Genomic DNA, 26,953 nt, shown 5'->3' on the forward strand with positions numbered 1-26,953 from the left:
GCTTTTTGTCCCGACGCTAAGACACCCCTGAGCGGTCGCGCCGGAAGGCACGCTCAGAGGCTGCTAAGGAGTAGAAGGGCGCACGAGGACGACGCACCGCAAATGCGGGCAGTCTGAGTGATATGATCCAAGCGCGTCATGGGGCGGGACTATACCCATGATTCCCGCGAGGGAAAGAGCGTTTTTGCCCGTTTTTGCTCTGGCTCATTGAATGCCCGCGTTTTGGTCGGGGAAAACTGGACAGTGGGGCAGGGTAGACTAGTTCTGGCGCATGAAACGAAACCTGATCATTGGCGCCTCAGGAGGCATAGGCCGCGCGTTTTGCGATGTAGTTGATGGCGAGGTCATCAGACTATCGCGTCGTGACAATGGTCTGGACGTGACCGACCCTGCTTCGGTTGATCGTGTTCTGGGTGCCATTGAGGGGCCGTTTGATCGTGTGATCATCGCCGTGGGTATCCTCGCCCCCAACGGTGCCGCGCCAGAAAAATCCCTGTCGGCCATTGATGCGCAGACGATGGCGCAGGTCTTTGCGGTGAATACGATTGGCGTGGCGTTGATCCTTCAGCACGTTCCCCGACTGCTTGCCCCATCGGGACGGGTCGGTGTCCTCTCTGCGCGGGTTGGGTCGATTGGGGACAACGGATTGGGCGGCTGGCATTCCTACCGCGCATCGAAGGCCGCCGTGAACCAGATCATTCGTGGCACGGCGTTGGAACTGAAACGAACGCACAAAGGTTCAGTCGTCCTCGCCCTTCACCCTGGGACCGTCGATACGCCGTTCACTGCGGGCTATGCCGCAAAGAAACTGTCGCCGACGGATTCTGCCACCGCACTACTCTCCGTCCTCGACGGGGCAGGGGCAGACCAAACAGGGTCGTTCTACGATTTCAACGGGGCAACCGTGCCGTGGTAAAGCTCGTCCTCGTTCTAGGTGACCAACTTTCGCCGACCCTCTCCGCCCTGCGCGAAGCAGATAAGTCCCGCGATGTCGTCGTCATGGCCGAAGTCATGGGCGAGGCAACCTACGTCCCCCATCACCCCAAAAAGATCGCCCTGATCTTTGCCGCAATGCGCAAGTTTGCGGATCACCTGAGGGCCGAGGGCTGGCAGGTGGACTACACCACTCTGGATGATCCCGAAAACGCGGGCAGCATCGCTGGGGAACTTCTGCGGCGCGCCTCTGAACATAACGCTGCCGAAGTGATCGCGACACAATCGGGCGAATGGCGGCTGATCTCAGCACTCGAAGATCTGCCAATCCCCGTGCACCAGTTCCCTGATGACCGTTTTATCGCCTCTCATCGCGATTTCGAGGATTGGGCCGAGGGCCGCAAGGCGCTGCGGATGGAGTATTTCTACCGCGATATGCGCCGCAAAACGGGGCTGTTGATGGACGGCAACCAGCCGGCGGGCGGTCAATGGAACTACGACCACGACAACCGCAAACCCGCGCCCGATGCCGTCGATTTCAGTGGACCGTTGCGGTTTGAACCCGATGCAATCACGGCAGAGGTTCTGGACCTTGTCGAAGATCGCTTTGGTCAGAACTTTGGCGATCTACGCCCGTTTTGGTTCGCGACCGACGCCCAGCAGGCCCAAACCCAACTCGATCACTGGATCGCGCGGGGTCTGCCGAAATTCGGCGACTTTCAGGACGCCATGCTGACGGGGCAAAAGTTCCTCTGGCACTCGATCATCTCGATGTATCTCAACATCGGCCTCTTGGACCCGCTTGAGGTCTGCAGACAAGCCGAAGCCGCCTATCGCAGCGGCACCGCGCCGCTCAACGCGGTGGAGGGGTTCATTCGTCAGGTCATCGGCTGGCGGGAATACGTACGGAGCATCTATTTCCTGCACGGCCCCAACTACATGACCCGCAACGCGCTTGGCCATGATCGTAAACTGCCGTGGCTCTACTGGGGTGGCGAGACAAAGATGCACTGCATGTCTCAGGCCGTCGAACAAACCCGAACAGAGGCCTACGCCCACCATATCCAACGGCTCATGGTGACAGGCAACTTTGCGCTCTTAGCGGGGGTCGATCCACATCAACTGCATGAATGGTATCTGGCCGTTTATGCCGACGCCTTTGAATGGGTCGAGGCCCCGAACACCATCGGGATGAGCCAGTTCGCCGACGGTGGAGTAATCGCGTCCAAACCCTACGTCAGCAGCGGCGCCTATATCGACCGAATGTCGGACTACTGCGGGTCCTGCCACTACAAGGTCAAAGACAAAACAGGCGACACCGCTTGTCCGTTCAACTTGCTATATTGGCATTTCCTCATTCGTCACCGCGACCGTTTTGCGGGCAATGCACGGATGGGGAACATGTATCGCACGTGGGACCGAATGGACGACACGCGCAAAGAAACCGTTCTAGCTGATGCGAAAACGTGGCTCGCCCGACTGGACGCGGGCGAGGTCGTTTAGTTCGCGGGCGCTTCGGGGGCTGCGTCTGGGGTGGCCTCTGGCGCACCTGTCGCAACATCACCTGCAGGGGCGGCATCATCGCGGGTCACGTAGAGGTCTTGATCCCAGTTACCGCTTTCGATCTGTCCCGAGGCATAGCGCATCGTGCCATCCCCTTGACGGCGACCCGCAACAAAGGTGCCCTGATAGATATCGCCGTTCGAGTAGGTCGCGACCCCTTGGCCCGAAATCTCGCCGTTCTGCCATTCACCCTCGTAGGTAAAGCTCTCGTCGGCTTCGGTGGCGGGGTTGTCGGGGATGGTGATCTTGCCCTGTCCATGACGTTGGCCGTTCTCAAAGTGACCAAAGTAGACGGACCCGTCGGCATAGGTTGCGGTGCCAATCCCATGGCGCTGACCGTTTGCCCATTCACCGTCGTAGGAATAGCCGTCTCCATAGCGCATTACGCCGCGACCGTGGTTTTTTGCGTTCTTGAATTCGCCCTCATAGACGAGGCCAGAGGCGTAGGTGGCGATGCCCGTTCCCTCGATCACGCCATCAACCCAGCCGCCAACATAGGTCGAGCTGTCTGGATAGGTGATTTTGCCTTCGCCATTGGGTAGGTCGTTTGCGAACTGCCCTTCGTAGACAGAACCGTCTGGATAGAGCACTTTGCCCTGACCAGACATCGCGCCACCTTCCCAGCCGCCGACATAGACGTAGCCGTCCGTTCCGCGGAACGTGCCCTGACCGTGGCGGCGGTCATCGTGGAAACCGCCCTGATAAATATCACCGTTGGCGTAAGTCACAGTGCCCGTGCCTTCGCGGTGGCCTGCGACCAGATCGCCCTCGTAAATGTCGCCGTTCGGCTGGACTAGTCGACCGATGCCCTCGATCTGACCAGCGACCCATTTGCCTTCGTAGATGGTGCCGTCCTGCATCAGCAGCTTACCGTCACCTTCGCGGTCATCGCGGGCCAACTGGCCCTCATAGATCGTGCCGTCGGGATAAGTGATCGTGCCAGAGCCTTCTTTGACGCCGTTCACCCACTGGCCCGCATAGCTGTAACCATTCGGGCTGCGCATGGTGCCTGTGCCGTGGTGCATCGCGTTACGGAATTCGCCTTCGTAGATGACACCGTTTGCATAAGTGGCGATGCCGCTGCCGGTGATGTTGCCATCCACCCAGTCGCCTTCATAGACGCCACCATCGGCAAAGGTGATCTTGCCTGTGCCGCTCGGCTTACCTTCGGCGAATTCGCCCTCGTAGACAGAACCATTGGGGAAGCGCGCAACGCCATTGCCTTGGATGCGGCCTTCGACCCAATCGCCGTTGTATTCATAGCCATTGGGCAGGCGATACATCCCTGTCCCGTGCTGTTTGCCGTTCAGGAATTCGCCTTCGTAGACGCCGCCATCCTCGTATTGTTTGGTCTGAACGTCCTGCGCCACGGCCCCTGTCATCGACAGAACCAAAACTGCACCGCCCCATAGCGCCCGATTGCGAGTCATCGTTAACTTTCCCTATTCCAGCCCGCGCGATGCTAATAGAGCCCGCCCGCCGATACAACGGTCTAGGGGGGATTGGGCCGCAATCCGCTTTCCCTTAGCGTGGGTTCTGGTAAACCTGTCGTGAGTTAGCGCACAGGACACCGATGACCGATACATTCCGCATCACGATGGCCCAATTGAACCCCACCGTTGGGGATGTCGAAGGCAACGCCGCCAAGGCCAAAACCGTTTGGGATACCGCCCGCGCGGCTGGATCGCAGATGGTCGCACTGCCTGAGATGTTCATCGCGGGCTATTCGACCCAAGACCTCGTGATGAAACCAGCGTTCCAGCAGGCCTGCTATGACCGCATTGTCGCCCTCGCTGCGGAATGTGCGGATGGCCCGATGATCGGGATCGGTGGGCCACTGGCGGAAAACGGACGGCTCTATAACGCCTATTTCATCCTCAAGGACGGTAAGATCGCGGCGCGCCAGCTGAAACACTTCCTGCCCAACTACAACGTCTTTGACGAAGTGCGTCAGTTCAATCGTGGCGCCATTCAGGGCCCCTATGATGCTGGCCCCCTGCGGATCGGATCGCCGATTTGCGAGGATGCTTGGTTCCCCGATGTGGCCGAAGCCATGGTCGAAAGCGGGGCCGAACTCCTCGTCGTACCGAACGGATCGCCCTATTACCGTGGAAAATTCGACCGCCGTATAAACACGATGGTTGCTCGTGTGATCGAAAACGATGTGCCGATGGTCTACGTGAACACCGTCGGCGGTCAGGATGATCAGGCCTTCGACGGCGGATCGTTTGTGCTGAACCGTCACGGCAAACTCGCCGTGCAGCTGCCCCTCTTTGAAGAGGCCGTGGCCCACGTCGATTTCCACCGCACCGATGATGGCTGGGAAGCCGCCGAAGGCCCCAAGGCCACCTTTGGCGATGCGTGGGAACAGGACTATCACGCAATGGTCACGACGCTCCGCGATTACATGCGGAAAACGGGGTTCAAAAAGGTGCTGCTTGGCCTTTCGGGCGGGATCGACTCTGCCATCGTCGCGACCATCGCTGTTGACGCGATTGGTGCCGAAAACGTGCGCTGCGTGATGCTGCCGTCTGAATACACCTCGCAAGGATCGCTCGACGATGCCGAAGACATCGCGAACCGTCTGGGTGTCCACTATGACTATGTGCCGATCAAACAGGGTCGCGATGCGATCACCGAAACGCTGGCTCCACTTTTTGCGGGCCGCGACGCTGACCTGACCGAAGAAAACATCCAGTCGCGTTTGCGCGGACTTCTCCTCATGGCGTTGTCGAACAAATTCGGGGAAATGCTGCTGACGACGGGCAACAAATCCGAGGTCGCCGTGGGCTATGCCACGATCTATGGCGATATGAACGGCGGCTATAACCCGATCAAAGACCTCTATAAAACGCGCGTCTTTGAGACCTGCCGCTGGCGCAACGCCAACCACCGCCCGTGGATGGATGGCCCCGCAGGCGAGGTGATCCCCGTTTCAATCATCGACAAACCGCCAAGCGCCGAACTCCGTCCCGACCAAAAGGACGAAGACAGCCTGCCGCCCTACGACATCCTCGATGCGATCCTCGAAGGATTGGTCGATGACGAAGCCAGCGTTGCCGACCTCGTCGCCAAAGGCTTTGACCGTGATGTGGTCAAGAAAGTAGAGCATCTGCTCTACATCAGCGAATACAAACGTTTCCAATCGGCACCGGGTACGCGCCTGACGAAACGGGCGTTCTGGCTGGACCGCCGCTACCCCATCGCAAACCGTTTCCGCGATAACGCATAATTACGTCGCTTTCCGTCCTGCATGTCGGAAAGCGAACAGACCCCAGACCGTTCGCGCCTAAATGACCGTCCATTCAGTATAGGAATGGACGACCATGATCACTGTGCACACGGTGCCCGACGCTTTTTCAATCGAAGACTGCGACCGCATTCTCGATCTGGTGCGCTCTGCGCCTGCGAAGGACGCGAAACTTGTCGGGCGTGAACAGAACCACAACCTGCGCCGCGCTGATCTCGTTTGGCTCGATGATGTTGAGGGCGCGGATTGGGTGATGAATCGCATCATCGATGTCGTGCGTGTGGCCAATCGGGATGCCTATGGCTTTGATCTCACCGACTTTTCCGAAAGCCCGCAGGTCGCTCGCTATGGTGCCGAACGCGAAGGGCATTTCACATGGCATTCCGATATCGGCGACGGCCGCGTGGCGTCCAAACGCAAGCTGACCATGGTCGCGCAACTGTCCGAACCCGAGGATTACGAGGGCGGCGCGCTAGAGGTCATGCCGTCAAACGCCGTGATCACCGCGAATAAGGCACGCGGCACCGTCACGATGTTCCCGTCGTATCTGCTACACCGCGTAACACCCGTCACCATTGGTGAACGCTACTCGCTCACCATCTGGGCGCACGGACCCGCGTTCCGCTAATTAATCGAGGGGTTGGCCCAGCGCGGCCAGCCCCGCATTCACCCGCGAGGTTTCTTCAGCCGTCAAAGTGCGGGCGCGGGGATAGCGCGGTGCCTCGCGATCATTCAGGATCGGCCCCCAATTGTGGGTCGTATCAAAGAAGTGATCAGCACCTTCGTCGCCAAACACCCGCAGATATCCCTGAACAACCACGTCCAGATACGACAACAGGATCGGGCGTGTGACAGGTTCGAGGTAATGCGCAGCGTCGACCTCATACACGGCTGTAGATTGCACCGCGTCGTCGATCAAATGGGTCACGTCGCGGCGCAGATATCCGCTTTCCCGTTCATCCAGCGCTGCCCAATCCGCATTCGGAACCGCCGCCGTCACGCCGAGCAAGGTCGTGCGGTCACAGGGTTCCACGGATAAGAACGCAGGCTCTTGGATTTGCGTATGCCGCCACACGCGACGCCATCCTCGCAGCTTGGCGGGTTTGGGGTCGGGATAGGTATGGGTGGTCAGGTTTACGAGGCTGCCATAGCCGAAAAAGCGCGGGTGGGTCATGCGAATATCCGTCGTCATCGTCCCCGCACACTTATCGCGTTCGAGTGAGAGAGGCGAGGGGCTACTGCGACTCACTCTTGAGGATGCCGCGGTAGGTATAGCTCGGTTTGATCGCGCCAGCGGGTTCGTCGACAAAGTTGGGGTCTTGGGGCAGACAACCCGCACCACAAACCTGATAGGCCATCATCTCAGAGCTATCGATATACCATAGCCGTCCACCAGGTGTGGCGACCCAGCCGTCGATACCAGAGTCCTCGTCTGATTCCATATCGGTCGAGGACGGCAGTTCGGAATTGTAGTCGGGGTTATACGTGCTGTGCGTGTGAAACGAGGCGATCACATCCATCTTGGCTGGCCAAGTCGGCAGATAGCAGGCCGCTTCTTCACCGCGATTGATCCGTGTGGTCATTAGCTCGCCATCGGGCCCATAGCCCAAATACCCGCATAACTCGCGGTTCGCGGCAAATGACTGCTCTTGGATTTTTTCAAAGATTTTGATGACGAACGCGAATTCCGCACCATCAGGTGCTTCGGCATGGGCGGTCATACTGGTCGCGCATAGGATGCATGCGGCTGCTTTTAAAAATCTCATGGGCGCGAGCATCCCCGCACCCATGATTCCAATCAAGTCCGAATAAACGGTAGATTAGAGAATGGTGATGTTGATCGCGGATTCGCGTCCATCACGGCCAGCCTGAAGTTCGAATTCGACTTTCTGGTTTTCGTTCAGACCAGTGAGGCCCGAGCGCTCTACTGCCGAAATGTGAACGAAAATGTCTTTTGCGCCGCCATCAGGGGCGATAAAGCCGTAGCCTTTGGTGGTGTTGAACCATTTCACGGTGCCGGTAGCCATCGTGATGTCTCCTGTTTTAGTAACCCGCTCGCGGAATTGCAGCGGAGCCGGCTCGTCAGAACGTGATCGAAGAACTGAGCCGGATTCGGAGACAGTGTCGATAAGTAGTAACTCGCGTCCTTTATGATGGGGTCCTCTCCTTAAATAATCAAGCTTTGCGTGAGGCCCACTTGACAGTTGGAGCAGTCTAGCAACATGTAGCGCAGCTTTGTCCGTCATGGTCGTATTTCATGTCCAAACAGTCCCCCTGAGTCTGATCGCAAATCGCTTGCCGCCGGCGGGGCGGTATTCCTTGTTTGGATGCGATCATGGCACCTTTGCTTACGTCTTCTGGTGATTTGGCGGCTGACCGCCGTTTATCTTATGCCGACGCTCTCTTGGCGGAGGGCGATGCGCGCGCGGCGGCTGACCTGATGCGCGAAACCATGCCGACAGTCCCAATGTGGACGGCGGGATGGATGCGTTTGGGCGAAATGGCCGATGCGGCGGGTGATGCGACCTTGGCCCAAGAGGCCTACGCCCAAGCCCTCGCCACTGACCCGTCTGACCGTTTCGGCGCGACGTTGCGGTTGGATTTGCACCGCGCGGTCCCTCTGGCAGAACGTGTTCCTGCGGCGCATGTCGAGGCCCTCTTTGACGACTATGCGCCTCGGTTCGAGGCCTCTCTTGTTGGGGCGCTGGGCTATTGCGGGCCAGACCGCATTGCAGAGGCGCTGTCGGGTCCGCTTGGCCGCGTGCTCGACCTTGGCTGCGGGACGGGACTGATGGGCGCTGCGATTGCGGGGCGCTACGACTGGATAGGGGGCTACGACCTCTCCGCGCGGATGCTAGCCCAGGCCAAAGACAAAGCGATCTATGACCACCTCGAACAGCGCGACCTCGCCACATTGATGGTCGATAGTAGCCGCTATGACACGATCATCGCGGCGGACGTGTTCATTTATATCGGCACGCTGGAACGCATCTTCGGCTGGGTCGCGGCATCCCTGACCAACACAGGACGCTTTGCCTTTACCGTCGAAGTTCACGACGGGGAGGGCGTCATGCTCCAACCATCTCACCGCTATGCCCATTCGGAACAGTATATCCGCTCGCTCTTAGATGTTGCGGGCTTCAGGGATGTTCAATTGTCCCAAACCACCCTTCGCCAAGATCGCGGAGAACCGATTGCTGCGCTCATCGTGACGGCTCACGCGCCGCTACGAACATCCGACCGCGAAGGTGAGGCAGAGGAAACCATGGCCTAAGGGCTTGCATCTTTGTCTCACAAACATATATGATTTTTGAGATGTATGAATGGAGGCACCGATGGCTGGCCTGAAAATGACCTGTTTCGATTGTGGACAGGTGAACCGCGTTCCCGACGACAAACTGACCGCTGGCCCGAAATGTGCCACCTGCGGGACCAAACTCATGTCGAACAAAGCGATCGAGATCGACCTCAAGACGCTTCAAAAAGCCGCCAAAACCGATGACGTCCCATTGGTCGTCGATTTCTGGGCACCATGGTGCGGGCCCTGCCGCATGATGGCACCAGAGTTTTCAAAGGCCGCTTCTGAATTGTCAGGCAAGGCGCGACTGGTGAAGGTCAACACCGAGATGCACCAAACCGCGAGCCCGAAATTCGGGATCCGCGGCATTCCCACGATGGTGAAATTCGCCAAGGGCAAAGAGGTCAAACGCCAGTCGGGTGCCGTTCCAGCATCCGCCATTATTACGTGGGCGTCGACCTAAGGTCTGATTGGCAGATCAGAGAGTTGTATTCAGGCGGCGTTCGGCATGGTCGGTCGCCAGCCACACCAATGGAATCGCAATGCCTGCGATCATGTAGAGCGCAAACGAAGCCATCAGGCTCAGGTCCAAGAATACGAGACCTGCACAGGCAGCGAGCAGGCCGATAAAACTTCCAGCGATAAAAGCGACAAACGCCATTTGAGTACCTCAACACACGGGGATCAGCAGCGATCCGACACTCAGGCTTAACGCCGTCAAAGTTGGTGCGTCTTGTTGGCTTATTCCTCTGTTTACCGACCCTATCCTTTGGAGCACGTCTCAACGTGACACCTGTTGCAGGAACATGACACATCTGTGTTCGAATCCTGAAAGGCGGGGCTGAAGCGCCTGAATTTCGGGCAATTTCGATTCGTTTTGGATCATTCGGTTGATAGAAATTTTCTATCAAATGACGGCTTATCGATATTGTTTTCCGTGATCACTTCAACGAGTGTCTGGTAAACTTTCGGAGCCCGCTATGACACAAGCCCAGCCCACGCCAGAGGCGATAGTCGAAACCATCGCCCGCCATCTTCACCTCGAAGGCCCGCTTTTGCCGATCCTGCATGATTTGCAGCATGAATTCGGCTTCATCCCTGAAACTGCCGTTCCCCTGATCGCTGCCGAACTGAACATCGGTCGCGCCGAAGTGCATGGCGTCGTCAGCTTTTACCACGATTTCCGTGATGCCCCTGCGGGCAAGCACGTCGTGAAAATCTGCCGCGCTGAGGCGTGCCAGTCGGTTGGCGCAAATGCCCTGTCCGATCACGCTCTGGCAAAATTGGGCGGCGACTGGCACATGACGACGCCGAACGGCAATATCACGATTGAACCTGTGTATTGCCTTGGCCTCTGCGCCTGTGGCCCCGCTGTTCTGGTCGATGATCAGCTCGAAGGTCGCGTTGATGCGGCTCGTATGGACGAAATCCTGGCGGAGTGCGGCGCATGAAAATCTATATTCCTCGTGACGCAGCCGCCAAAGCTCTCGGCGCTGAACGTATCGTCAAAGCAGTAGAGGCAGAGATCAAAGAGCGCGGCATCGACGCGCAGATTATCCGCAATGGCTCCCGCGGGATGATCTGGCTCGAACCGCTGGTCGAGGTTGAAACCGCCGAAGGTCGTGTGGGCTATGGCCCTGTGACCGTTGCTGACGTCAAAGCGATCTTTGAAGGTGACAGCGATAAGGCGCTGGGCGATGTGGAACAGATCCCGTTCTTTGCCGCGCAAACCCGCCTGACCTTTGCTCGCGTTGGTAAAATCGACCCGCTGTCCCTGTCCGACTACGAAGCCCACGGTGGCCTCGTCGGTCTGCGCCGCGCAATCGCCATGTCCGCCGAGGCGATGGTTGACGAAGTGAAAACCTCTGGCCTGCGTGGTCGCGGTGGCGCTGGCTTCCCGACAGGGATCAAATGGGACACCGTGCGCATGGCGCAGGGCGAAAAGAAATACATCGTCTGTAACGCCGACGAAGGCGACAGCGGTACCTTTGCGGACCGTATGGTCATGGAAGGCGACCCCTTCACCCTGATCGAAGGCATGATCATCGCGGGTCTCGCGACGCATGCGACCAAAGGGTTCGTCTACATTCGTTCGGAATACCCTGACGCCATCGAACAGATGGAAGCTGCCTGTGCGATTGCCCGTGATGCGGGCGTTCTGGGCCATGTACTGAACTCTGGCCACCAGTTCGACATCGAAATCCGTGTGGGCGCTGGCGCTTATGTCTGTGGCGAGGAAACCTCGCTCCTCAACAGCCTTGAGGGCAAGCGCGGCACCGTTCGCGCGAAACCGCCGCTCCCTGCTCTGCAAGGCTTCATGGGCCGTCCGACCGTTGTGAACAACGTCATTTCTTTGGCGACTGTTCCTGTGATCTTTGAAAAGGGTGCGCAGCACTATGCGGACTTCGGCCTTGGTCGTTCGAAAGGCACCATGCCGATCCAGATCGCAGGCAACGTGAAATTCGGCGGTCTGTTTGAAACTGCGTTCGGTATGCCACTCGGCGATCTCGTGAATAAAATCGGTGGCGGCACAGCCTCTGGTCGTCCGGTTAAAGCCGTTCAGGTTGGTGGCCCGCTCGGCGCCTATATGCCTGTGTCCAAATTCGACACGCCCTTTGGCTATGAGGACTTCGACCAGAAAGGCGGCCTGATCGGTCACGCTGGTATCGTGGTGTTCGACGACACTGCTGATATGCTCGGCATGGCGCGGTTCGCGATGGAGTTCTGCGCGGTTGAAAGCTGCGGTAAATGCACCCCCTGCCGTATCGGTGCGGTGCGCGGCGTAGAAACCATCGACCGTATTGCGGCGGGCGATAACGCGGCCGTCGAAATCCTGACTGATCTTTGTGAGACAATGAAAGACGGGTCGCTCTGCGCGCTCGGCGGGTTCACCCCGTTCCCCGTCATGTCTGCACTGCAAAATTTCCCTGAAGAATTCTCGACCGCGAAGGAGGCCGCAGAATGAAGGACTTTATTATCCCGTGGACCGATGATCGCGATCTCGGCACCCCCGCTGTAAAATCTGACAAGACCGTCACCATCACCGTCGACGGTTTCGAAGTCACCGTTCCGGAAGGCACCAGCGTTATGCGTGCCTCTGCGATCGCTGGCATCGACATTCCGAAACTCTGCGCGACTGACAGCGTTGAGGCGTTCGGCTCGTGCCGTCTGTGCGTTGTGGAAATCGAAGGTCGTCGCGGCACGCCCGCGTCCTGCACGACACCTGTTGCAGCTGGCATGGTCGTTCACACCCAATCGTCCAAGGTTCAGAAAATCCGCAAAGGCGTGATGGAGCTCTACATCTCCGACCACCCGCTGGACTGTCTGACCTGTGGCGCGAACGGCGACTGCGAACTCCAAGACATGGCGGGCGCTGTTGGCCTGCGTGATGTGCGCTATGAAGCGGTCGAAACCCACTTCAAAGCCAAAAACACCAGCGGCGAAGCCAACCCGCAGTGGCTGCCCAAAGACGACAGCAACCCGTATTTCACCTACGATCCGTCGAAGTGTATCGTGTGCTCGCGTTGTGTGCGTGCCTGTGAAGAAGTGCAGGGCACTTTTGCTCTCACCATCGAAGGCCGTGGTTTCGACAGCCGCGTGTCCGCTGGCGCGTTGAACGACACCTTCCTGTCGTCGGACTGTGTATCCTGTGGTGCCTGCGTTCAGGCCTGCCCGACCGCGACCCTTCAAGAAAAATCCGTGATCGAAATGGGCACACCGACCCGTTCGGTCATCACGACTTGCGCCTATTGCGGCGTGGGCTGTTCGTTCAAGGCAGAGATGCGCGGTGACGAACTCGTCCGCATGACGCCATATAAGAACGGCAAAGCGAACCGTGGTCACTCCTGCGTTAAGGGCCGTTTTGCTTACGGCTACGCCACGCACCAAGACCGCATTCTCAACCCGATGATCCGTGACACGATTGATGAACCGTGGCGCGAAGTGTCGTGGGACGAGGCGCTGACTTTTGCCGCGACCCGTCTGCGCGGTCTGCAAGAGAAATACGGTCAGAAGTCCATCGGCGTGATCACCTCGTCGCGCTGCACGAACGAAGAGACCTTCCTCGTTCAGAAACTGACCCGTGCTGTGTTCGGCAACAACAACACCGACACCTGCGCCCGCGTCTGCCACTCGCCGACTGGCTACGGTCTGGGTCAGACCTATGGCACTTCGGCTGGCACACAGGACTTTGACTCGGTCGAAGAAACCGATTGTGCGCTGATCATTGGTGCGAACCCGACCGACGGTCACCCTGTTTTCGCGTCGCGCCTGAAAAAGCGTATCCGTCAGGGTGCAAAGCTGATCGTGATCGACCCGCGTCGCACGGACATGGTGAAATCGAACCACATCAAGGCCGACCACCACCTCGCACTGCGTCCGGGCACCAACGTGGCGATTGTCACTGCGCTGGCGCATACCATCGTGACCGAGGGTCTGATCGACGAAGACTACGTCAAGACCCGTTGCGATTGGGACGAATACCTTGCCTATGCAGAGTTCGTCAGCGATCCGCGCCATTCGCCCGAAGCCGTCGAAATGCTGACAGGCGTGCCTGCGGCAGAGGTTCGTGCAGCGGCCCGCACCTATGCAACGGCTGGCAAGTCCGCGATCTACTACGGCCTCGGCGTGACCGAACACAGCCAAGGCTCGACCACCGTCATCGGTATCGCCAACCTCGCGATGCTGACTGGTAACGTCGGTATCAACGGTGCTGGTGTGAACCCGCTGCGTGGTCAGAACAACGTTCAAGGTTCCTGCGATATGGGGTCGTTCCCGCACGAACTGCCGGGCTACCGCCACGTGAAGAACGCCGACGTGCGTGAGATATTTGAAAAGGCATGGGGCGTTGCGATTGATCCTGAACCGGGTCTGCGTATTCCCAACATGCTCGACGCGGCGGTCGATGGTACCTTCAAGGGCCTCTACTGTCAGGGCGAGGACATCCTTCAGTCCGACCCCGATACCAAACACGTTGCCGCTGGCCTTGCCGCGATGGAATGCGTGATCGTCCATGACCTGTTCCTGAACGAAACCGCAAACTACGCACACGTCTTCCTGCCGGGTTCTACTTTCTTGGAAAAAGAGGGCACCTTTACCAACGCTGAACGCCGCATCAACCGCGTGCGCAAGGTGATGGCACCGAAGAACGGCTATGCCGACTGGGAAGTCACCCAGATGTTGGCGAACGCGATGGGCGCAGGTTGGACCTACACCCACCCAAGCCAGATCATGGACGAAATCGCAGCGACCACCCCGTCGTTTGCGAATGTGAGCTACGATTTGCTTGAAGAACGCGGTTCGATCCAATGGCCGTGCAACGACAAGTCGCCTGATGGCACGCCTCTGATGCACGTCGATGGCTTTGTCCGTGGTAAGGGCCGCTTGATTGTCACCGAATACGTGGCGACTGACGAAAAAACAGGTCCGCGCTTCCCGCTCTTGCTGACCACAGGTCGTATCCTGTCGCAGTATAACGTGGGCGCTCAGACCCGTCGGACCGCGAACGTTGTCTGGCATGATCAGGACGTTCTGGAAATTCACCCGCATGACGCAGAAGTCCGCGGCGTGAAGGACGGTGATTTCATCAAGCTCGCATCGCGGTCTGGTGAAACGACGCTGAAAGCGCAGATCACGGATCGTGTCTCACCAGGTGTGGTCTACACGACCTTCCACCACCCAGATACGCAGGCGAACGTGATCACCACGGACTTTAGTGACTGGGCGACCAACTGTCCTGAATACAAGGTCACTGCCGTTCAGGTCAGCCCGTCGAACGGTCCGTCCGAGTGGCAAGAGGACTACAACGCGCAGGCCACCGCTTCGCGGCGTATCCTTCCGGCGGCAGAGTGAGCGCGGCGAAATCCATCGCTGGACAGAGCTGGCGGGGCGGGGTGCAGGAAATGCACCGCGCCTTGCCCGAAGAAGTGCCTGTGGCCATCGTCTTTAACGGCACAACGCAGGCCGTGATGATGGCGACGCCCGACGCGCTGGACGCCTTTGGGATCGGCTTTGCCCTGACCGAAGGCACCGTCACCACCGCCGATGAGATCGAGAGCCTAGAGGTCATCGAACATGATCAAGGGTTCGAGGTGCGGATGTGGATCGCGGATGCCGCCGCCAAACGGATGGAGGATCGACGTCGGTCGATGATTGGTCCGGTGGGTTGCGGCCTTTGCGGGATCGATAGCCTTGAGCAGGCGATGCGAAAGTTGACAACTGTCAACATTAACAAGACGTTAACCTATTCTGAGGTCAACGCAGCGACCGAAACCCTCCGCCAGCACCAGCCCTTGCATGACCAGACACGCGCCGTTCATGCAGCGGGGTTCTGGTGCGATGGCATAGTTGCCGTGACCGAAGATGTGGGCCGTCACAATGCCCTCGACAAACTGATCGGCACCTTGGTGCAGCGCGGTATCGATCCTGCGACGGGCGCGATTGTTCTCACCTCGCGGGTGTCGGTCGATATGGTCCAGAAAACCGTGATCGCTGGTGCGCCGATCCTGATCGCTGTGTCTGCACCGACCGTGCAAGCGGTCGAGATCGCCGATGCCGCCAACCTGACCATTGCCGCGCTGGCGCGTGGCGATGGATTTGATGTCTTTACCCATCCTGAACGGATTATCCCCGATGAAGTCTGAAAAAATGGTCTACATGGCGAACCAAATCGCCACCTTCTTTTCTTCCCAGCCTGGCGATGACAAAGCGGACCGCGTTGCCGCGCATATCAAAGATTTTTGGGAGCCGCGTATGCGGGGCCAGTTGAAATCGCATCTCGATGCTGGCGGCGAAGGTCTGTCGCCTTTGGCGCTGGACGGCGCAAAGATCGCGACGGCAGAGTAAACTGACCCGTTGAACGTTTTTGTATACCGAGGTATACAAAGCGCAAGCCTTTCGACTCTCCGAACTTTTGGCGTGCGCTCCTGTGTCTGCAAAAACGATCTTTTCCAATGCTTTACCGATTTCGCTGTCGTTGACGATCGGCGGGATCGGGGGTGGGTTGTTCTACTATTTCCACCTGCCTCTGCCGTGGATGCTCGGCGCGATGATAGCGACCTTCGCGGTCGTTATGGGCGGTGCAAAGCTAAAGGCACCTGCAATGTTGCGGCCGATCGTGATCTCGGTGATCGGGGTCATGCTGGGGTCCGGATTTGACAGCGGCATCCTAGCTGACGCACGCGCTTGGGCGGTGTCGTTGGCCTTTCTCGGGTTCTACCTAGCGGTCGCGTCGGCCATCGTGGTTCCGTTCTACACGCACATTGGTAAGTTCGACCGCACCACCGCGTTTTTCGCCGCGATGCCCGGTGGTGTGAACGACATGATGCTCATCGGTGAGGCGATGGGGGCCGACCCGCGCAAGATCATCCTCGCTCATGCGGCACGAATTCTAGTGACGATTGCGGTGATCGCGTTCTGGTTCCGTGTGGTTCTGGGTCTAAAGGTTGCCGGCTTTGCCATCGAACCTGTTTCGCTAGGTATGGTCGATGTTGCGATCCTGACGGCCTGTGCTGTGGCGGGCGTCTATCTGGGTGGTTGGCTGCGTTTGCCCGCCGCGCAACTGGTTGGGCCGATGATCCTGTCAGCGATTGTGCATATCGCGGGTCTGACCCATTCCGCGCCGCCGCCCGTTCTGGTAATCGTCGCGCAGGTGGTTTTGGGCACCGTGTTGGGCTGCCGCTTTGTTGGGGCGCCAAAACCGATGGTGGTGCGGTCGCTTGTTCTGAGCCTCGGCGCGACGCTGCTGACCTTGACCTTGACCCTCGTCTTTGCAGTTCTGTTCCATGGGTTGTTCGGCCAAACTGCAGAGCAGGTGATCCTCGCCTATGCGCCCGGTGGATTGACCGAAATGAGCCTTGTCGCGCTGTCGATGAACGCGGAGGTGGCCTATATCTCGGTGCACCACCTCGCACGGATCGCACTGGTGATCGCCTTCGCGCCTGTCGTGATGAAGTGGCTCTTGCGCCGCGGTTAACAAATCCGCGGCAGCTGTTCGCCCACCAACATATCGACAATCCGACTGCCGCCAAAAGCCGTGCGCATGGTGACCATCGGCGCACCCTCTTTGGCCTGACCGATGATGGTTGCGCCTTTGCCCGTGTCAACGGATCGCATCGCAGCCAGTGCGGCATCCGCATGTTCGGCAGGGACAAAGAGGACGAGCGTTCCCTCATTCGCCAAATACAGCGGATCAAGCCCGAGGATCTCGCAGGTGCCTTTGACCTCTGCCCGAAGGGGGAGAGCGGCCTCGTCGATCTCAATCGCGCAGCCCGCAGCCTCGGCCATTTCGTTGAGCGCAGAGGCAATCCCGCCGCGCGTCGCGTCACGGCAGGCACGGACGGGAACGGCAGTGCAGGTGGCCTCCATCAGGTGGCCCAGTGCGGCGCAATCGGATTTCAGGTCAGAGGACAGCATCATATCACCCCGCGCGGCGAGGATCGTCGCCCCATGATCGCCGAGCACGCCGTTCACGATGGCAACGTCGCCCGCTTGGATCATGTCCGCCCGCAGATCACGGCCCGCGGGGATCACGCCGACGCCAGAGGTGGTGATGAACACCTTGTCGGCGGACCCACGCCCGACCACCTTTGTGTCGCCCGTGACGATCTTTACGCCTGCCTTGTCCGCCTCGGCCTTCATGCTGGCGACGATACGGCGGAGGAGGGCGATTTCGGTGCCTTCCTCGATGATGAATGCCGCAGAGAGCCAGAGCGGTTTCGCTCCACCAACGGCCAAATCGTTGACCGTGCCGCAGACCGCGATTTTGCCGATGTCGCCGCCGGGGAATTCGACGGGTGTCACCACGTAACTGTCAGTCGTAAATGCCAGTTGCGCACCAGTTTCAAGAAGCGCCTCATGGGTCAGACGGGCCTGATCCTCGCGACTGGTGGGTTCAAAGACCGAGGTGAAAACCTCTGCGATCAGGTCGCGCATGGCTTTGCCGCCACCACCGTGGGACAGCGTTACTTTGTCGTCGCGTAGGGTCATTCGGCAGGCTCCGCAGCGCGGCGTCCGCCGTATTGCCAATAGGCGGCACAGGCGCCCTCGGAACTGACCATCAGCGCGCCCAGTGGCATTTCGGGCGTGCAGCCCTTGCCAAACTGCGGGCAAGCGGTGGGCTTCATTCGGCCTGTCATAACGGCCCCACATTCGCAGCCGTCGGGTTCTTGGACCACACGGGGGCCAGCGGCGTAGCCGATGCCAAACTTTTCTTCAGCGTCAAACGCTTTGTAGCTGTCACGGATTTTGAGGCCTGAGGCGTCGATTTCACCCAGCCCGCGCCATTCAAACGAAGGGCGGCGTTCGTAAACATCGTTGATAGCGGCGATTGAAATTGGGTTGCCATGTTCGGGCACGATGCGCGCGTATTGGTTTTCCACCTCGGCACGCCCATCGCGTATCTGAGTGAGGACCATCAGCACCGATTGCAGAAGGTCCAGCGGTTCAAACCCAGCGACGACAATTGGTTTGCCGTAGTCACGAGCGATAAAGTCATAGGGATGCACGCCGATCACCATCGACACGTGACCCGGCCCGACAAACCCGTCGAGCATCATGTAAGGGTCATCCAGCAGCGCCTTGATCGGTTCGGGCACGGTGATGTGGTTACAGAACACAGAAAAATTCGTCAGCCCATCACGCGCGGCCTGTTGGATCGACAGCGCGGTCGAGGGCGTCGTTGTTTCGAACCCAAGGCCAAAGAAAACGACCTCTTTGTCAGGATTCCGGCGGGCCAGTTCCAATGCGTCCAACGGAGAATAGACCATGCGGATATCGGCCCCGTCCGCCTTGGCTTGAAGGAGGGACTTTTTAGTGCCCGGCACGCGCATCGCATCGCCAAAGGTCGTGAAAATCACGTTCGGTTTTTCAGCGATCTGCACGCATTCATCGACGCGGGACATTGGTAGCACGCAAACAGGGCAGCCCGGACCGTGGATAAACTCGATGCCTTCGGGTGTCAGGCGATCCAGCCCGTAGCGGAAAATCGCGTGGGTGTGGCCGCCGCAGATTTCCATGATGTGCACGGGTTTTTCTTTGGTCGCGCCGATCTGTTTGGTGACCTTTTCGATCTCGGCCAAGAGGGCTTTTGCAGCCGTGGGGTCGCGGAATTCTTCGACGTATCTCATTTCGTTTCCTCCAGCGCCTTCGCACCCTCGGCCATCGCCTCAAGCGTCTCTTGTGCCTCGCCCAACCCGCGCAACGCGTCTAGCGTTTTGGCGGCTTCGTCTTCGTCGATAATCGCCATGGCAAAGCCGACGTGGATCAGGGTGTATTGGCCGATCAGGTCGTCAGGGTTGCCTGTTAGGACAGGCGCATAGGACACTTCGCGTTTGACGCCAGACACATCTGCCATTGCCATCATGCGTGTTGGGTCGGTGATGGCCACGATCTGGCCGGGGATACCTAGGCACATGGCTTAATCCTCTTCTGCGTTGATGCGGCGGGGTGGCGTGATGCCGTAACGGTCGAGTTTGGCGCGCAGGCCAACACGTGACAGACCCAGTTCGGTCGCCGCACGGCTTTTATTCCACTTCAGACGGGTGAGGGTTTCGCGCAAAATCCGCATTTCGATCAGTTCAACGCGGTCTTTGAGCGTGCCTTCAGAGGTCAGCACCTCTTCGGCGCGACGATCCGCGCCATCCTCTGACGGATCAGCCTGAAGGATATGACGCGAGATCAGTTCAGGGCCGAGCACGGGTTCTTGCGCAAAGATCAACATGCGCGTGACTTCGTTTTCGAGTTCCTTGAGGTTGCCGGGCCAATCGTAGTTTTCCAGAAATTCCAGAGCGGTATCCGCAAGACCATGCACAGGTTTGCCGTGCGATTGCGCTGCCTCAAACAAGAGGTGCTGCGCCAAAACGGCGATGTCACCGACCCGTGCCCGCAGAGGTGGGATCGACAGTTCAGTGACGGCCAGCGCGTAGAAGAGGTCCGAACGGAACAGCCCATCCGCCACCCGCGCCCGCAGGTCACAATGGGCGCCCGTGAGCAACCGCATGTTCGTCGACAGCGTTTCGTGCCCGCCGATGGGTTGGAAGCTGCCTTCGGTCACGACCCGCAACAGCGACAGTTGAAGTTCGGGCGACAGGGTTTCGACGCCGTTGAGGAAGAGCGTGCCACGATCTGCTTTTTGCAGGAGGCCGATCTTGTTCGACTGAAGGCTGGGGATCGCGCCGCGTTTCGCGCCGAACAGCTCTAGCTCGACCATCTCTGACGACATGCCCGCGCAGTTCAGTTCAAAGAACGACCGATCAGAGCGGAGCGAGGTATAGTGCATCGCCCGTGCGATCTGGGTTTTGCCGACGCCTGCCTCGCCTGTCAGCAAGACAGGCACGTCAAACGACGCGTGTTGACGGGCGGCAGTCAGAACGGGGTTAAGCGGCGAATTGGGCGACCGCAGGACGTTTTCAAAACCCAGCCCCTCGCGCAGTGCCTTGCGCTGTTTTTCGAGCTTCGTCTCCATCGTTTGACCGAGGTATTTCTGCTCGAGCGACATACGGTCGTTTTCGCGGGACAACTGGAAAAGATGGCTCGCGTTTTTGGCGGTCATCAACAGCTGGTCGGGGTGCCACGGTTTGGTAACGAACTGATAAATGCCTGCCTCGTTAATGGCGGCGATCATGTCGTTTGTCTCGGTATAGCCCGTGATGATGATCCGCACGGTTTCGGGCCAGCGGTTGCGGACCTCAGACAGAAATTCGACGCCAGTTTTGCCCGGCATCCGCTGGTCGCAAAAGATAACTTGGACGTAGTTGTCCTCCATCAGGGACATTGCTTCATCAGCATTGGCGGCGGTCAGACAGTCAAAGTCGTCCTCAAGCGCCATCCGCATAGAGGCAAGGCTGTGCGCCTCATCATCAATCAAGAGAACCGTGGGCAGGGTCATTCTGCGGCCCTCGGTTCGGATTTCGCCGCGAGCCGCGCGGTCAGCCAGCCGATCCACTGATCCATGCCTTCGCCCGTGCGCGCCGAAACGCGGAGGATTTCGATGGTTGGGTTCACGCGGCGCAGGTTTTCCTCGTAAAGGTCGAGGTCCACGTCGCAATGCGGGGCGAGGTCGATTTTGTTCAGGATCGCCACGCGGGCTGCGGTGAACATATCGGGATATTTCAGCGGTTTATCTTCACCTTCGGTGACCGAGAGGATCGCGACCTTGCAGTCCTCGCCCAGATCGAAAGAGGCGGGGCAAACGAGGTTTCCGACGTTTTCGATAAAGAGGAACGAGCCTGTCGCGAGGTTCAGGTGTTCCATCGCGTGGCCGACCATATGGCCATCGAGGTGGCAGCCCTTGCCCGTGTTAACTTGGATCGCGGGGGCGCCTGTTGCGCGGATGCGGTCGGCGTCGTTGGCGGTCTGCTGGTCGCCTTCAATCACCGCAAGGGGCGCGTTACCCAAGGCATCGATGGTTTTGCACAGAAGGGTGGTTTTACCCGACCCCGGTGAGGACACCAGATTGATCGCAAAGCACCCAAGACCCGCCAAGGCCGCACGGTTTTCATCGGCGTAACGGTCATTTTTGGCCAGGATATCCGTCTCGATCTCGATCAGGCGTTCTTGGGACATGCCAGGCACTTCGACGCCCGCAGGGCCGTGGCCAAAGTGGATATCGCCGTGATCGTGGTGGTGATGCCCATGACCGTGATGATGGTGGTGGCCGTGATCATGATGGTGGTGATCTTCGAGCTTTGCATCACCGCAACCGCAAACTGTGCACATTATTCCACCTCCAAATCTTTGATCCGCATTTCGTCGCCCCCTTGGGGCATCAATTTCCCGCCGCCACAGTCAGGGCAGGGGTCCAGTCTATTGTCGATCTCGACCTCTTTCATGCAGTCGTAGCAGAGCGCCCGACCGGGGAGGTCAATCATAATAAGTTCCGCGTTTTCCGCGACGGACCCGCGCATCACCACGTCAAAGGCAAAGCTCAACGCGTCTTTTTCCACGCCTGCAAAGCGACCGATTTCCACGCGCACCTTGGTCACGGGGCGGTCTGTCGCGTTTTCGATCACGCTGCGGATGCCTTCGCAGAGGGACATTTCATGCATGATCGGCCTCTTGAACGGTGACGGGGATACAGGGATCCAGAATATCCAAAAGCAACGACGCAAGGCCAGCATCGGTTAAGGACGCGAGCGATCTGTCCAAGACGCCACCTTTGGCAAGTAGGTGATCCGTCGGGGTAATCCGTGTCAGATCGGTGACATGCCCGTTCGACATGCCGATCCGCAGGCCATAGTCGCCACGTGGGGCGCTGACGATGGTGCCAAAGGCGGTGCGGCGCGGGGATGGATACGGGCGGGTTAGATCAATCACGCGGCCCATTGTACGCCAAAGCGGGCCGTAGCCGTAGCTTTCCGCGATTTGGATCATCAGGGGGTGATCGGCGTGACGACCCGCGACTGAGTTTTCGACTGGAGCCTTTTTGAACATGGTGTCCACGCTGACCAAAGGCACGGGGCCCGTGTCGGCCACGCGGTTTGCAAAGGTGGTCTGGATCGTTGAAAAGAGCGGGGCAATGCCATCGCCCGAGGTCAAAAACGCCCGAAAATCAGCGAGCCGCCGTGGCACGCCGTTCGGGCCAAAGCCCGCGCGGATCACGGCCGCTGCATCGCTCTGCCAGCCTTGGGGCAGCGTCGGCGAGCCGATGTTTAGCCGCGATGGCAGCGCGATGAACAATTTCAGGGCGTGGTCGCGGATGGCCTCTTGGTGAGCGGCCTGCATTAAGTCGGGCGTTGTCGGAAGCCCGAGGGCCAACCGTGCGCCAAGCTCTTGCGCCCCACGGCAGAGGTTGAACAGACGCGGCAAGGTTTCTGCCGCATCCAGCGCTGTGCGCCCGCGCAACAATTCACCTACCGGAAGCTCCGGCGTTGTGGTGACTATATATCGTGCGCGGGTCTGGATCATTATTCGGCCTCGGTCGCCATATCTGACGCCATGCCAGCGGTGATCACCTTGCGGCGGGACGGAGCCATGTCGATTTCAGGTTCCTCGGCCTCTGGCGGTTTCAGTTCTGCCTCGCGCGCGGCGCGGATATCTTCGCGGCAGTCCGTCTCTGCGCGGTTCTCTTCTTTGAAGAGCTCTGTCAGGACAGCGCGGGCCACATCGACCGCTTGGGCTTGAGTGTTGAAATCCCCCATCGGAGAGAACAGCGAACAGGCCTTATAGCCGCCCGATTGTTCGCGAACGTTATGGATGAATTCGTAATTGCCCGATGGAAACGCGATGGTTTCCTTAGCGCCGACGGTGAGGGTCGACCAATCCTCGCCCTCGGCAGGCAAGAGGAACAGGTTCATGAACCACGGGGTGATTAGCACGCCCAAGGGACGGCCCTCATAGCGGTGGAACCCGACGGCCTGCACATGCAGCACCTTGTTCACCAAAGGCACGTCGCGCATTTTCGCATGCCAGATTTCGCGGAAATCCGCTTCGAGCCCGGCAGAGACGGCGGCCATGTCATTGGCGTCTTTGACGCTCTCTGCACCAGGGTCTTCGAGGACCATGAACTGTTCCTTGGGGGCGGAACAGTTGGGACAGGACCAATCATGCGGCAGGTCGATAAAGGCTGTGCCGGGTTCGATCTGACGGTAATCGTCGCCATCCGCTGGGTCATAGGGGGTCCAGCAGATTTTACATTCCATGATCGCGGCGCGGCTTATCTTGTCCATCGCGCCGAGGAATGATCCCTCGAACCCGCTCATGCCAGTGTCTCCATCACGTCGCGGATGCGGGCGTCGCTGTCGCGGAGGTCCTCGTCTGCGGCGAGCGCGACTTCGGGCATGTCGGTGACTTCGAACGTGTCGAGGATCAGCGTGTCCATGGAGTTAAAGAACTGTACCCGCCAGACCTTGCTCAACGCGGTCGCGGTGACGCGGCAGTTGCCGTAGCCACGGGACAGAATCGTCACGGCCCCTTCGCCGAGGGCAGCATCCAACCACTCCAGATCGCCTTCGGTGTGGGGCAGGAGGGTGAGGTTGATCACATGCGGGATTTGGCCCTTTTGGTAGCTCGCCGATTTGTCCATCAGTTCAGCCAGTAGCGCAGGCGCGTTGGCGATGGTTGATGGTTTCGGGGCTGCGGTCAAAAGCGCGGGTTTGTGTGGGGTGTGGGCGCGCTCAATGGCGATCGCGGGAATGGGGGCGACCTCTACACGGTCGACGCCTTCGCCTGCGATGAGCCATACCCCTGCAAAGAACGACTCCTGCGCACGGATCGCGGGGATACCACGAATGCGGAGCGAGACTTCACCTTCGCCCAAGGTGTCGGCCATGAACGCGCGGTTCGCCTGATCAAGATGCGATAGGTCGTGGCTGCGGCTTTGCCCGTCAATCGCACAATCAGCACATGATTTGGCGATGTCGTGCATCAGCGCGGTGCCAGCTGCAACGCGGGTTGGATCGTCGATCTCTGGCGTGTGCGGGCAATAGGTCCGCATGTCCTGCGGCATGACGGTGTACTGTAGCTCGTCATCCTCAGCCAAAGGCTGGGAGCCAGGGCCAAAGCCGGTCGGGGGCATTACGAAATTCGACATGATCAGGCTCCTTCAGGGTGCAGCGCAAGGATTTGGGGAATGCGGGACATGTAGTCGTCCCAGTCGCGGACCTTTGGGATCGAACCCAAGACCACGCCTTCGCGGTAAAAAACGAGCGCGGGTGTTTTGAACACGCCTGCGGCCTCTTTGGCGGCGTCCTCGAATTCGGTCGCGACGACGGCGCAGTCAAACGCGCCTTGGAAGGTCATTTTCAGTTCGGGCAGAACTACGGCCACGTCGGTGGTTTCGAGGTTGCGGACGGGATCACCCGTGATGAACACGCAATGCACGCCTTCGCCCCGTGTGTATTCGGTCAGGTCGTGGGTCGTGTTCAGGACGGGGTAGCCAAATTCGGAGGTCATTCGGTCGATTAACGGATGGGTCATTGCGGCCTCATGCAGTCGATTTGCCATCCGCGAGTGCGGCAGCAAGGTGAGGGGGGAGTTGCGGTTCACGGGCGTTCAGGTCGGCAAAGGCTTCACCCAGATCGCCGCCCTGCATGATGGAGCGCAGCCCATTCAGTGCAGCGGTGATTTTTTCGGCCTCGTCGGCAGAGATGATGTCGCGGGCTGCACCGAGAAACGTTAGGAGCCACGTGCCAGCAGGGACATCACCGACCAGCGACAGGTCGATCAATTCGATCCGTTCGCCGTCCGTGCAAGTCGCGGCGATGCCTTCGGTGCCGATGACTTTCATCGGGACGCCGACGCACATTATTCGACCTCCGCAGGGAGGAAGCGTTCGTCGCCATAGCGATAGGCTTCGTCCTCGGACGGGCGGCCATCTTCATAGGCGGAACGCAGGATGGATTTATCCGCGAGGAGCGATTTGTCGCCTTCGCCACGGGTCGGAACGATCTGCAGTTTGGCGAGCTTATCGAGCGCCACTCTGATCGCGGGTTCGATCTGTGCGGCAACAATGTCGCGGAGCCCGCCGCCGTAGTCCTCTAGTTCTTCGGGTTGGCAACCGATCAGCAAAAGGTCGGGCGGGCAGTAGCCCATCAACCGCGCGGTCGCGATTACATCCTGAAAACCCGTCTGGTGCAGCGACATTTTTTTCGCGCCCATAAAGGCGGGAACTTCGTCGCCTTCGACGATCTTCATCGTGCCGGGTTCGAGGCCGTAATCGACCGCATCAAAGACGATCAGAACGTCGGCTTCCTCGAGGAAGGGCAAAAGGTAGAGGCCTTGCGTGCCGCCATCCAAGAGGCGCACGTTGTCAGGAAAGGCCCACTGATCTGCCATACGTTCGACGCAGCGGACGCCAAAGCCTTCGTCGGCCCACAGAACGTTACCGATGCCTAGAATGAGCACACGTTGTGCCATCCAACCCTCCCTGATGATGTCCCCTCTAGCCGGAATCATGGTTACCGACTGTTCGCCTAAGTGAGAGTAATGCTTTCAATTTGCGGCGGTGAGAGAAAAGACATTCTCGGATATTTCGTTTTAAGTAACTGTTTTATTGTTAAATTTCTGTATGCCGTAGGATGCTATGCTGCAGCATAGTGAAAAGTAAATTATCGAACATATGTATATTTGGAAATGAAATATTCACAAAAAAACGGGCGCCGAAGCGCCCGTTTTTTGTCCTGAATAAGGATGGGATTATTCTGGACGGTCGTCTTTGAAGGTCCGCGTGCCAGAGATCATGGTGGAGACCATCGACTGACGCGACAGGATGTCTTCGCGGATTGCGGCGTAGATGTGGATGATCATGAAGATCACGATGAACCACATGCCCAAATGGTGGACCGAATGCAGGATCTGTGTGTTCCCGACCCAACCGATCAACCAGCCCATCAGGTTGTGCGAGAGTGAACCCGCCTGCGCACCTTCTGCGTAGAGCGCCCAGCCTGTCAGGATCATGAACGTGATCCCGAGCGTCATGAAAAAGAACATGGCGATCTGTGCCAGAGGGTTGTGGCCGACGTACTTCTTTGGCTCTGCTTCGAGGAAGAGATACCATTTGAGTTCGAACACGACCTCTTTCCACCAGCGTTTGTTCAGGATGGGAACGTAGAACAATTGCTTTGCGTGGTGGTTGCCGACAAATGCCCAATAGATGCGGGCAAAGAACCCGACCGTTAGGATTTGCGCGGCGGCAAAGTGGCCAAAGCGGATGTAGCCCATGACGAACTGATGGGTGGCCTCAGCAAAGGTCATGGTAGGCAGGGGCGAGGCGATAAACCAGCCTGTTCCGATCAGAACCATGATGCAGAGCGCATTGACCCAGTGCCACAGACGCACAGGCCATTCGTAGACAAAGACCGATGTTCTGCGGCGGATGCTGTCGATGTCCTGCGCGGTTGCGTCCCCCGTCAGGCGGGACGCTTCCAGAGGTTCGACCTCCATGTTTGGTGTGTGAATTGACTGATCAGCCATGG

The 26,953-nt window shown here is 58.8% G+C and carries 30 protein-coding genes; 12 read left to right on the top strand and 18 right to left on the bottom strand.

What is annotated here, in order from left to right; genetic code table 11:
* Positions 1-271: 271 nt before the first annotated feature.
* Together QWY83_RS10495 and QWY83_RS10500 are read left to right on the top strand one after the other, a co-directional pair.
* Positions 272-916, top strand: coding sequence for an SDR family NAD(P)-dependent oxidoreductase (locus tag QWY83_RS10495; protein ID WP_249945925.1), 645 nt, complete (start codon positions 272-274; stop codon positions 914-916).
* Entirely contained in the window at positions 910-2,436 is a 1,527-nt protein-coding gene (locus QWY83_RS10500; RefSeq protein WP_249945924.1) for a cryptochrome/photolyase family protein, read from the top strand. Before QWY83_RS10495 ends, QWY83_RS10500 begins: the two co-directional genes overlap by 7 nt.
* Here the strand turns inward: QWY83_RS10500 and QWY83_RS10505 are convergent.
* A complete protein-coding gene (locus tag QWY83_RS10505; RefSeq protein WP_435404518.1) occupies positions 2,433-3,926 on the bottom strand; it encodes an MORN repeat-containing protein in 1,494 nt (497 codons plus the stop codon). The two genes, QWY83_RS10500 and QWY83_RS10505, sit on opposite strands and share 4 nt — an antisense overlap.
* Before the next feature lie 143 nt (positions 3,927-4,069).
* Between QWY83_RS10505 and QWY83_RS10510 the strand changes: the two genes are divergently transcribed.
* Positions 4,070-5,728: an NAD+ synthase gene (locus tag QWY83_RS10510; RefSeq protein WP_249945923.1), complete on the top strand. Its 1,659-nt coding sequence runs from the start codon at positions 4,070-4,072 to the stop codon at positions 5,726-5,728.
* A 94-nt stretch (positions 5,729-5,822) separates the two neighbouring features.
* Positions 5,823-6,374 carry a 2OG-Fe(II) oxygenase gene (locus QWY83_RS10515; RefSeq protein WP_249945922.1) on the top strand — a complete coding sequence of 184 codons (552 nt, stop codon included), beginning with the start codon at positions 5,823-5,825 and terminating at the stop codon, positions 6,372-6,374.
* On the opposite strand, the gene QWY83_RS10520 is transcribed toward QWY83_RS10515, so the two are convergent.
* From QWY83_RS10520 to QWY83_RS10530, 3 genes are all read right to left on the bottom strand, one after another.
* Positions 6,375-6,920, bottom strand: coding sequence for a gamma-glutamylcyclotransferase family protein (locus tag QWY83_RS10520; protein ID WP_249945921.1), 546 nt, complete (start codon positions 6,918-6,920; stop codon positions 6,375-6,377). It abuts the gene before it with no gap.
* Between the two features lie 61 nt (positions 6,921-6,981).
* On the bottom strand, positions 6,982-7,512 hold the full coding sequence (locus QWY83_RS10525; RefSeq protein WP_249945920.1) for a DUF4329 domain-containing protein: 531 nt from the start codon (positions 7,510-7,512) through the stop codon (positions 6,982-6,984).
* A gap of 54 nt (positions 7,513-7,566) precedes the next feature.
* A complete protein-coding gene (locus QWY83_RS10530; RefSeq protein WP_067550117.1) occupies positions 7,567-7,773 on the bottom strand; it encodes a cold-shock protein in 207 nt (68 codons plus the stop codon).
* A 308-nt stretch (positions 7,774-8,081) separates the two neighbouring features.
* Between QWY83_RS10530 and QWY83_RS10535 the strand changes: the two genes are divergently transcribed.
* Together QWY83_RS10535 and trxC are read left to right on the top strand one after the other, a co-directional pair.
* Entirely contained in the window at positions 8,082-9,020 is a 939-nt protein-coding gene (locus QWY83_RS10535; protein ID WP_249945919.1) for a methyltransferase domain-containing protein, read from the top strand.
* Between the two features lie 61 nt (positions 9,021-9,081).
* Positions 9,082-9,507 carry a thioredoxin TrxC gene (gene trxC, locus QWY83_RS10540; protein ID WP_067550115.1) on the top strand — a complete coding sequence of 142 codons (426 nt, stop codon included), beginning with the start codon at positions 9,082-9,084 and terminating at the stop codon, positions 9,505-9,507.
* Positions 9,508-9,522: 15 nt separating this feature from the next.
* Here the strand turns inward: trxC and QWY83_RS10545 are convergent, their stop codons facing one another.
* Positions 9,523-9,705: a hypothetical protein gene (locus QWY83_RS10545; RefSeq protein WP_105235782.1), complete on the bottom strand. Its 183-nt coding sequence runs from the start codon at positions 9,703-9,705 to the stop codon at positions 9,523-9,525.
* A 319-nt stretch (positions 9,706-10,024) separates the two neighbouring features.
* Between QWY83_RS10545 and QWY83_RS10550 the strand changes: the two genes are divergently transcribed.
* From QWY83_RS10550 to QWY83_RS10575, 6 genes are all read left to right on the top strand, one after another.
* A complete protein-coding gene (locus QWY83_RS10550; RefSeq protein ID WP_249945918.1) occupies positions 10,025-10,495 on the top strand; it encodes a formate dehydrogenase subunit gamma in 471 nt (156 codons plus the stop codon).
* Positions 10,492-12,009 carry a formate dehydrogenase beta subunit gene (locus QWY83_RS10555; protein WP_249945917.1) on the top strand — a complete coding sequence of 506 codons (1,518 nt, stop codon included), beginning with the start codon at positions 10,492-10,494 and terminating at the stop codon, positions 12,007-12,009. The genes QWY83_RS10550 and QWY83_RS10555 overlap by 4 nt, the downstream gene beginning before the upstream one ends.
* Positions 12,006-14,894, top strand: coding sequence for a formate dehydrogenase subunit alpha (gene fdhF / locus QWY83_RS10560; protein ID WP_249945916.1), 2,889 nt, complete (start codon positions 12,006-12,008; stop codon positions 14,892-14,894). Before QWY83_RS10555 ends, fdhF begins: the two co-directional genes overlap by 4 nt.
* On the top strand, positions 14,891-15,685 hold the full coding sequence (gene fdhD / locus QWY83_RS10565; RefSeq protein WP_249945915.1) for a formate dehydrogenase accessory sulfurtransferase FdhD: 795 nt from the start codon (positions 14,891-14,893) through the stop codon (positions 15,683-15,685). The genes fdhF and fdhD overlap by 4 nt, the downstream gene beginning before the upstream one ends.
* On the top strand, positions 15,675-15,887 hold the full coding sequence (locus QWY83_RS10570; protein ID WP_067550105.1) for a formate dehydrogenase subunit delta: 213 nt from the start codon (positions 15,675-15,677) through the stop codon (positions 15,885-15,887). The genes fdhD and QWY83_RS10570 overlap by 11 nt, the downstream gene beginning before the upstream one ends.
* 130 nt (positions 15,888-16,017) lie before the next feature.
* Positions 16,018-17,016, top strand: a complete 999-nt coding sequence (locus tag QWY83_RS10575; RefSeq protein ID WP_290245951.1) for an AbrB family transcriptional regulator — start codon at positions 16,018-16,020, stop codon at positions 17,014-17,016.
* On the opposite strand, the gene hypE is transcribed toward QWY83_RS10575, so the two are convergent.
* From hypE to cybH, 13 genes are all read right to left on the bottom strand, one after another.
* The gene (gene hypE / locus QWY83_RS10580) at positions 17,013-18,029 is read right to left on the bottom strand and encodes a hydrogenase expression/formation protein HypE (protein ID WP_249945913.1); all 1,017 of its coding nucleotides are present in this window, start codon (positions 18,027-18,029) and stop codon (positions 17,013-17,015) included. The genes QWY83_RS10575 and hypE overlap by 4 nt on opposite strands.
* Entirely contained in the window at positions 18,026-19,168 is a 1,143-nt protein-coding gene (hypD, locus tag QWY83_RS10585; RefSeq protein WP_249945912.1) for a hydrogenase formation protein HypD, read from the bottom strand. The genes hypE and hypD overlap by 4 nt, the downstream gene beginning before the upstream one ends.
* Positions 19,165-19,455 carry a HypC/HybG/HupF family hydrogenase formation chaperone gene (hypC, locus tag QWY83_RS10590; RefSeq protein ID WP_249945911.1) on the bottom strand — a complete coding sequence of 97 codons (291 nt, stop codon included), beginning with the start codon at positions 19,453-19,455 and terminating at the stop codon, positions 19,165-19,167. Before hypC ends, hypD begins: the two co-directional genes overlap by 4 nt.
* A 3-nt stretch (positions 19,456-19,458) precedes the next feature.
* Positions 19,459-20,928, bottom strand: a complete 1,470-nt coding sequence (locus tag QWY83_RS10595; RefSeq protein WP_249945910.1) for a sigma-54-dependent transcriptional regulator — start codon at positions 20,926-20,928, stop codon at positions 19,459-19,461.
* Positions 20,925-21,758 (bottom strand): hydrogenase nickel incorporation protein HypB, encoded by an 834-nt coding sequence (hypB, locus tag QWY83_RS10600; RefSeq protein ID WP_249945909.1) that lies wholly within the window; start codon positions 21,756-21,758, stop codon positions 20,925-20,927. Before hypB ends, QWY83_RS10595 begins: the two co-directional genes overlap by 4 nt.
* Positions 21,758-22,087 carry a hydrogenase maturation nickel metallochaperone HypA/HybF gene (locus QWY83_RS10605; RefSeq protein ID WP_249945908.1) on the bottom strand — a complete coding sequence of 110 codons (330 nt, stop codon included), beginning with the start codon at positions 22,085-22,087 and terminating at the stop codon, positions 21,758-21,760. Before QWY83_RS10605 ends, hypB begins: the two co-directional genes overlap by 1 nt.
* Complete coding sequence (locus QWY83_RS10610) at positions 22,080-22,946, bottom strand: hypothetical protein (protein WP_249945907.1); 867 nt, start codon at positions 22,944-22,946, stop codon at positions 22,080-22,082. The genes QWY83_RS10605 and QWY83_RS10610 overlap by 8 nt, the downstream gene beginning before the upstream one ends.
* Positions 22,946-23,740, bottom strand: a complete 795-nt coding sequence (hybE, locus tag QWY83_RS10615) for a [NiFe]-hydrogenase assembly chaperone HybE (RefSeq protein WP_249945906.1) — start codon at positions 23,738-23,740, stop codon at positions 22,946-22,948. Before hybE ends, QWY83_RS10610 begins: the two co-directional genes overlap by 1 nt.
* Entirely contained in the window at positions 23,737-24,570 is an 834-nt protein-coding gene (locus QWY83_RS10620; protein ID WP_249945905.1) for a hydrogenase expression/formation protein, read from the bottom strand. Before QWY83_RS10620 ends, hybE begins: the two co-directional genes overlap by 4 nt.
* A 2-nt stretch (positions 24,571-24,572) precedes the next feature.
* On the bottom strand, positions 24,573-24,956 hold the full coding sequence (locus QWY83_RS10625; protein ID WP_249945904.1) for a thioredoxin domain-containing protein: 384 nt from the start codon (positions 24,954-24,956) through the stop codon (positions 24,573-24,575).
* Between the two features lie 7 nt (positions 24,957-24,963).
* Positions 24,964-25,284, bottom strand: a complete 321-nt coding sequence (locus QWY83_RS10630) for a HypC/HybG/HupF family hydrogenase formation chaperone (RefSeq protein WP_105235766.1) — start codon at positions 25,282-25,284, stop codon at positions 24,964-24,966.
* Positions 25,284-25,895 carry a HyaD/HybD family hydrogenase maturation endopeptidase gene (locus QWY83_RS10635; protein ID WP_249945903.1) on the bottom strand — a complete coding sequence of 204 codons (612 nt, stop codon included), beginning with the start codon at positions 25,893-25,895 and terminating at the stop codon, positions 25,284-25,286. Before QWY83_RS10635 ends, QWY83_RS10630 begins: the two co-directional genes overlap by 1 nt.
* Before the next feature lie 279 nt (positions 25,896-26,174).
* On the bottom strand, positions 26,175-26,951 hold the full coding sequence (gene cybH, locus QWY83_RS10640; protein ID WP_105235764.1) for a Ni/Fe-hydrogenase, b-type cytochrome subunit: 777 nt from the start codon (positions 26,949-26,951) through the stop codon (positions 26,175-26,177).
* Between the last annotated feature and the right edge of the window lie 2 nt (positions 26,952-26,953).

Origin of the sequence: Marivivens donghaensis, from assembly GCF_030410045.1 — a bacterium.
Classification (GTDB): domain Bacteria; phylum Pseudomonadota; class Alphaproteobacteria; order Rhodobacterales; family Rhodobacteraceae; genus Marivivens; species Marivivens donghaensis.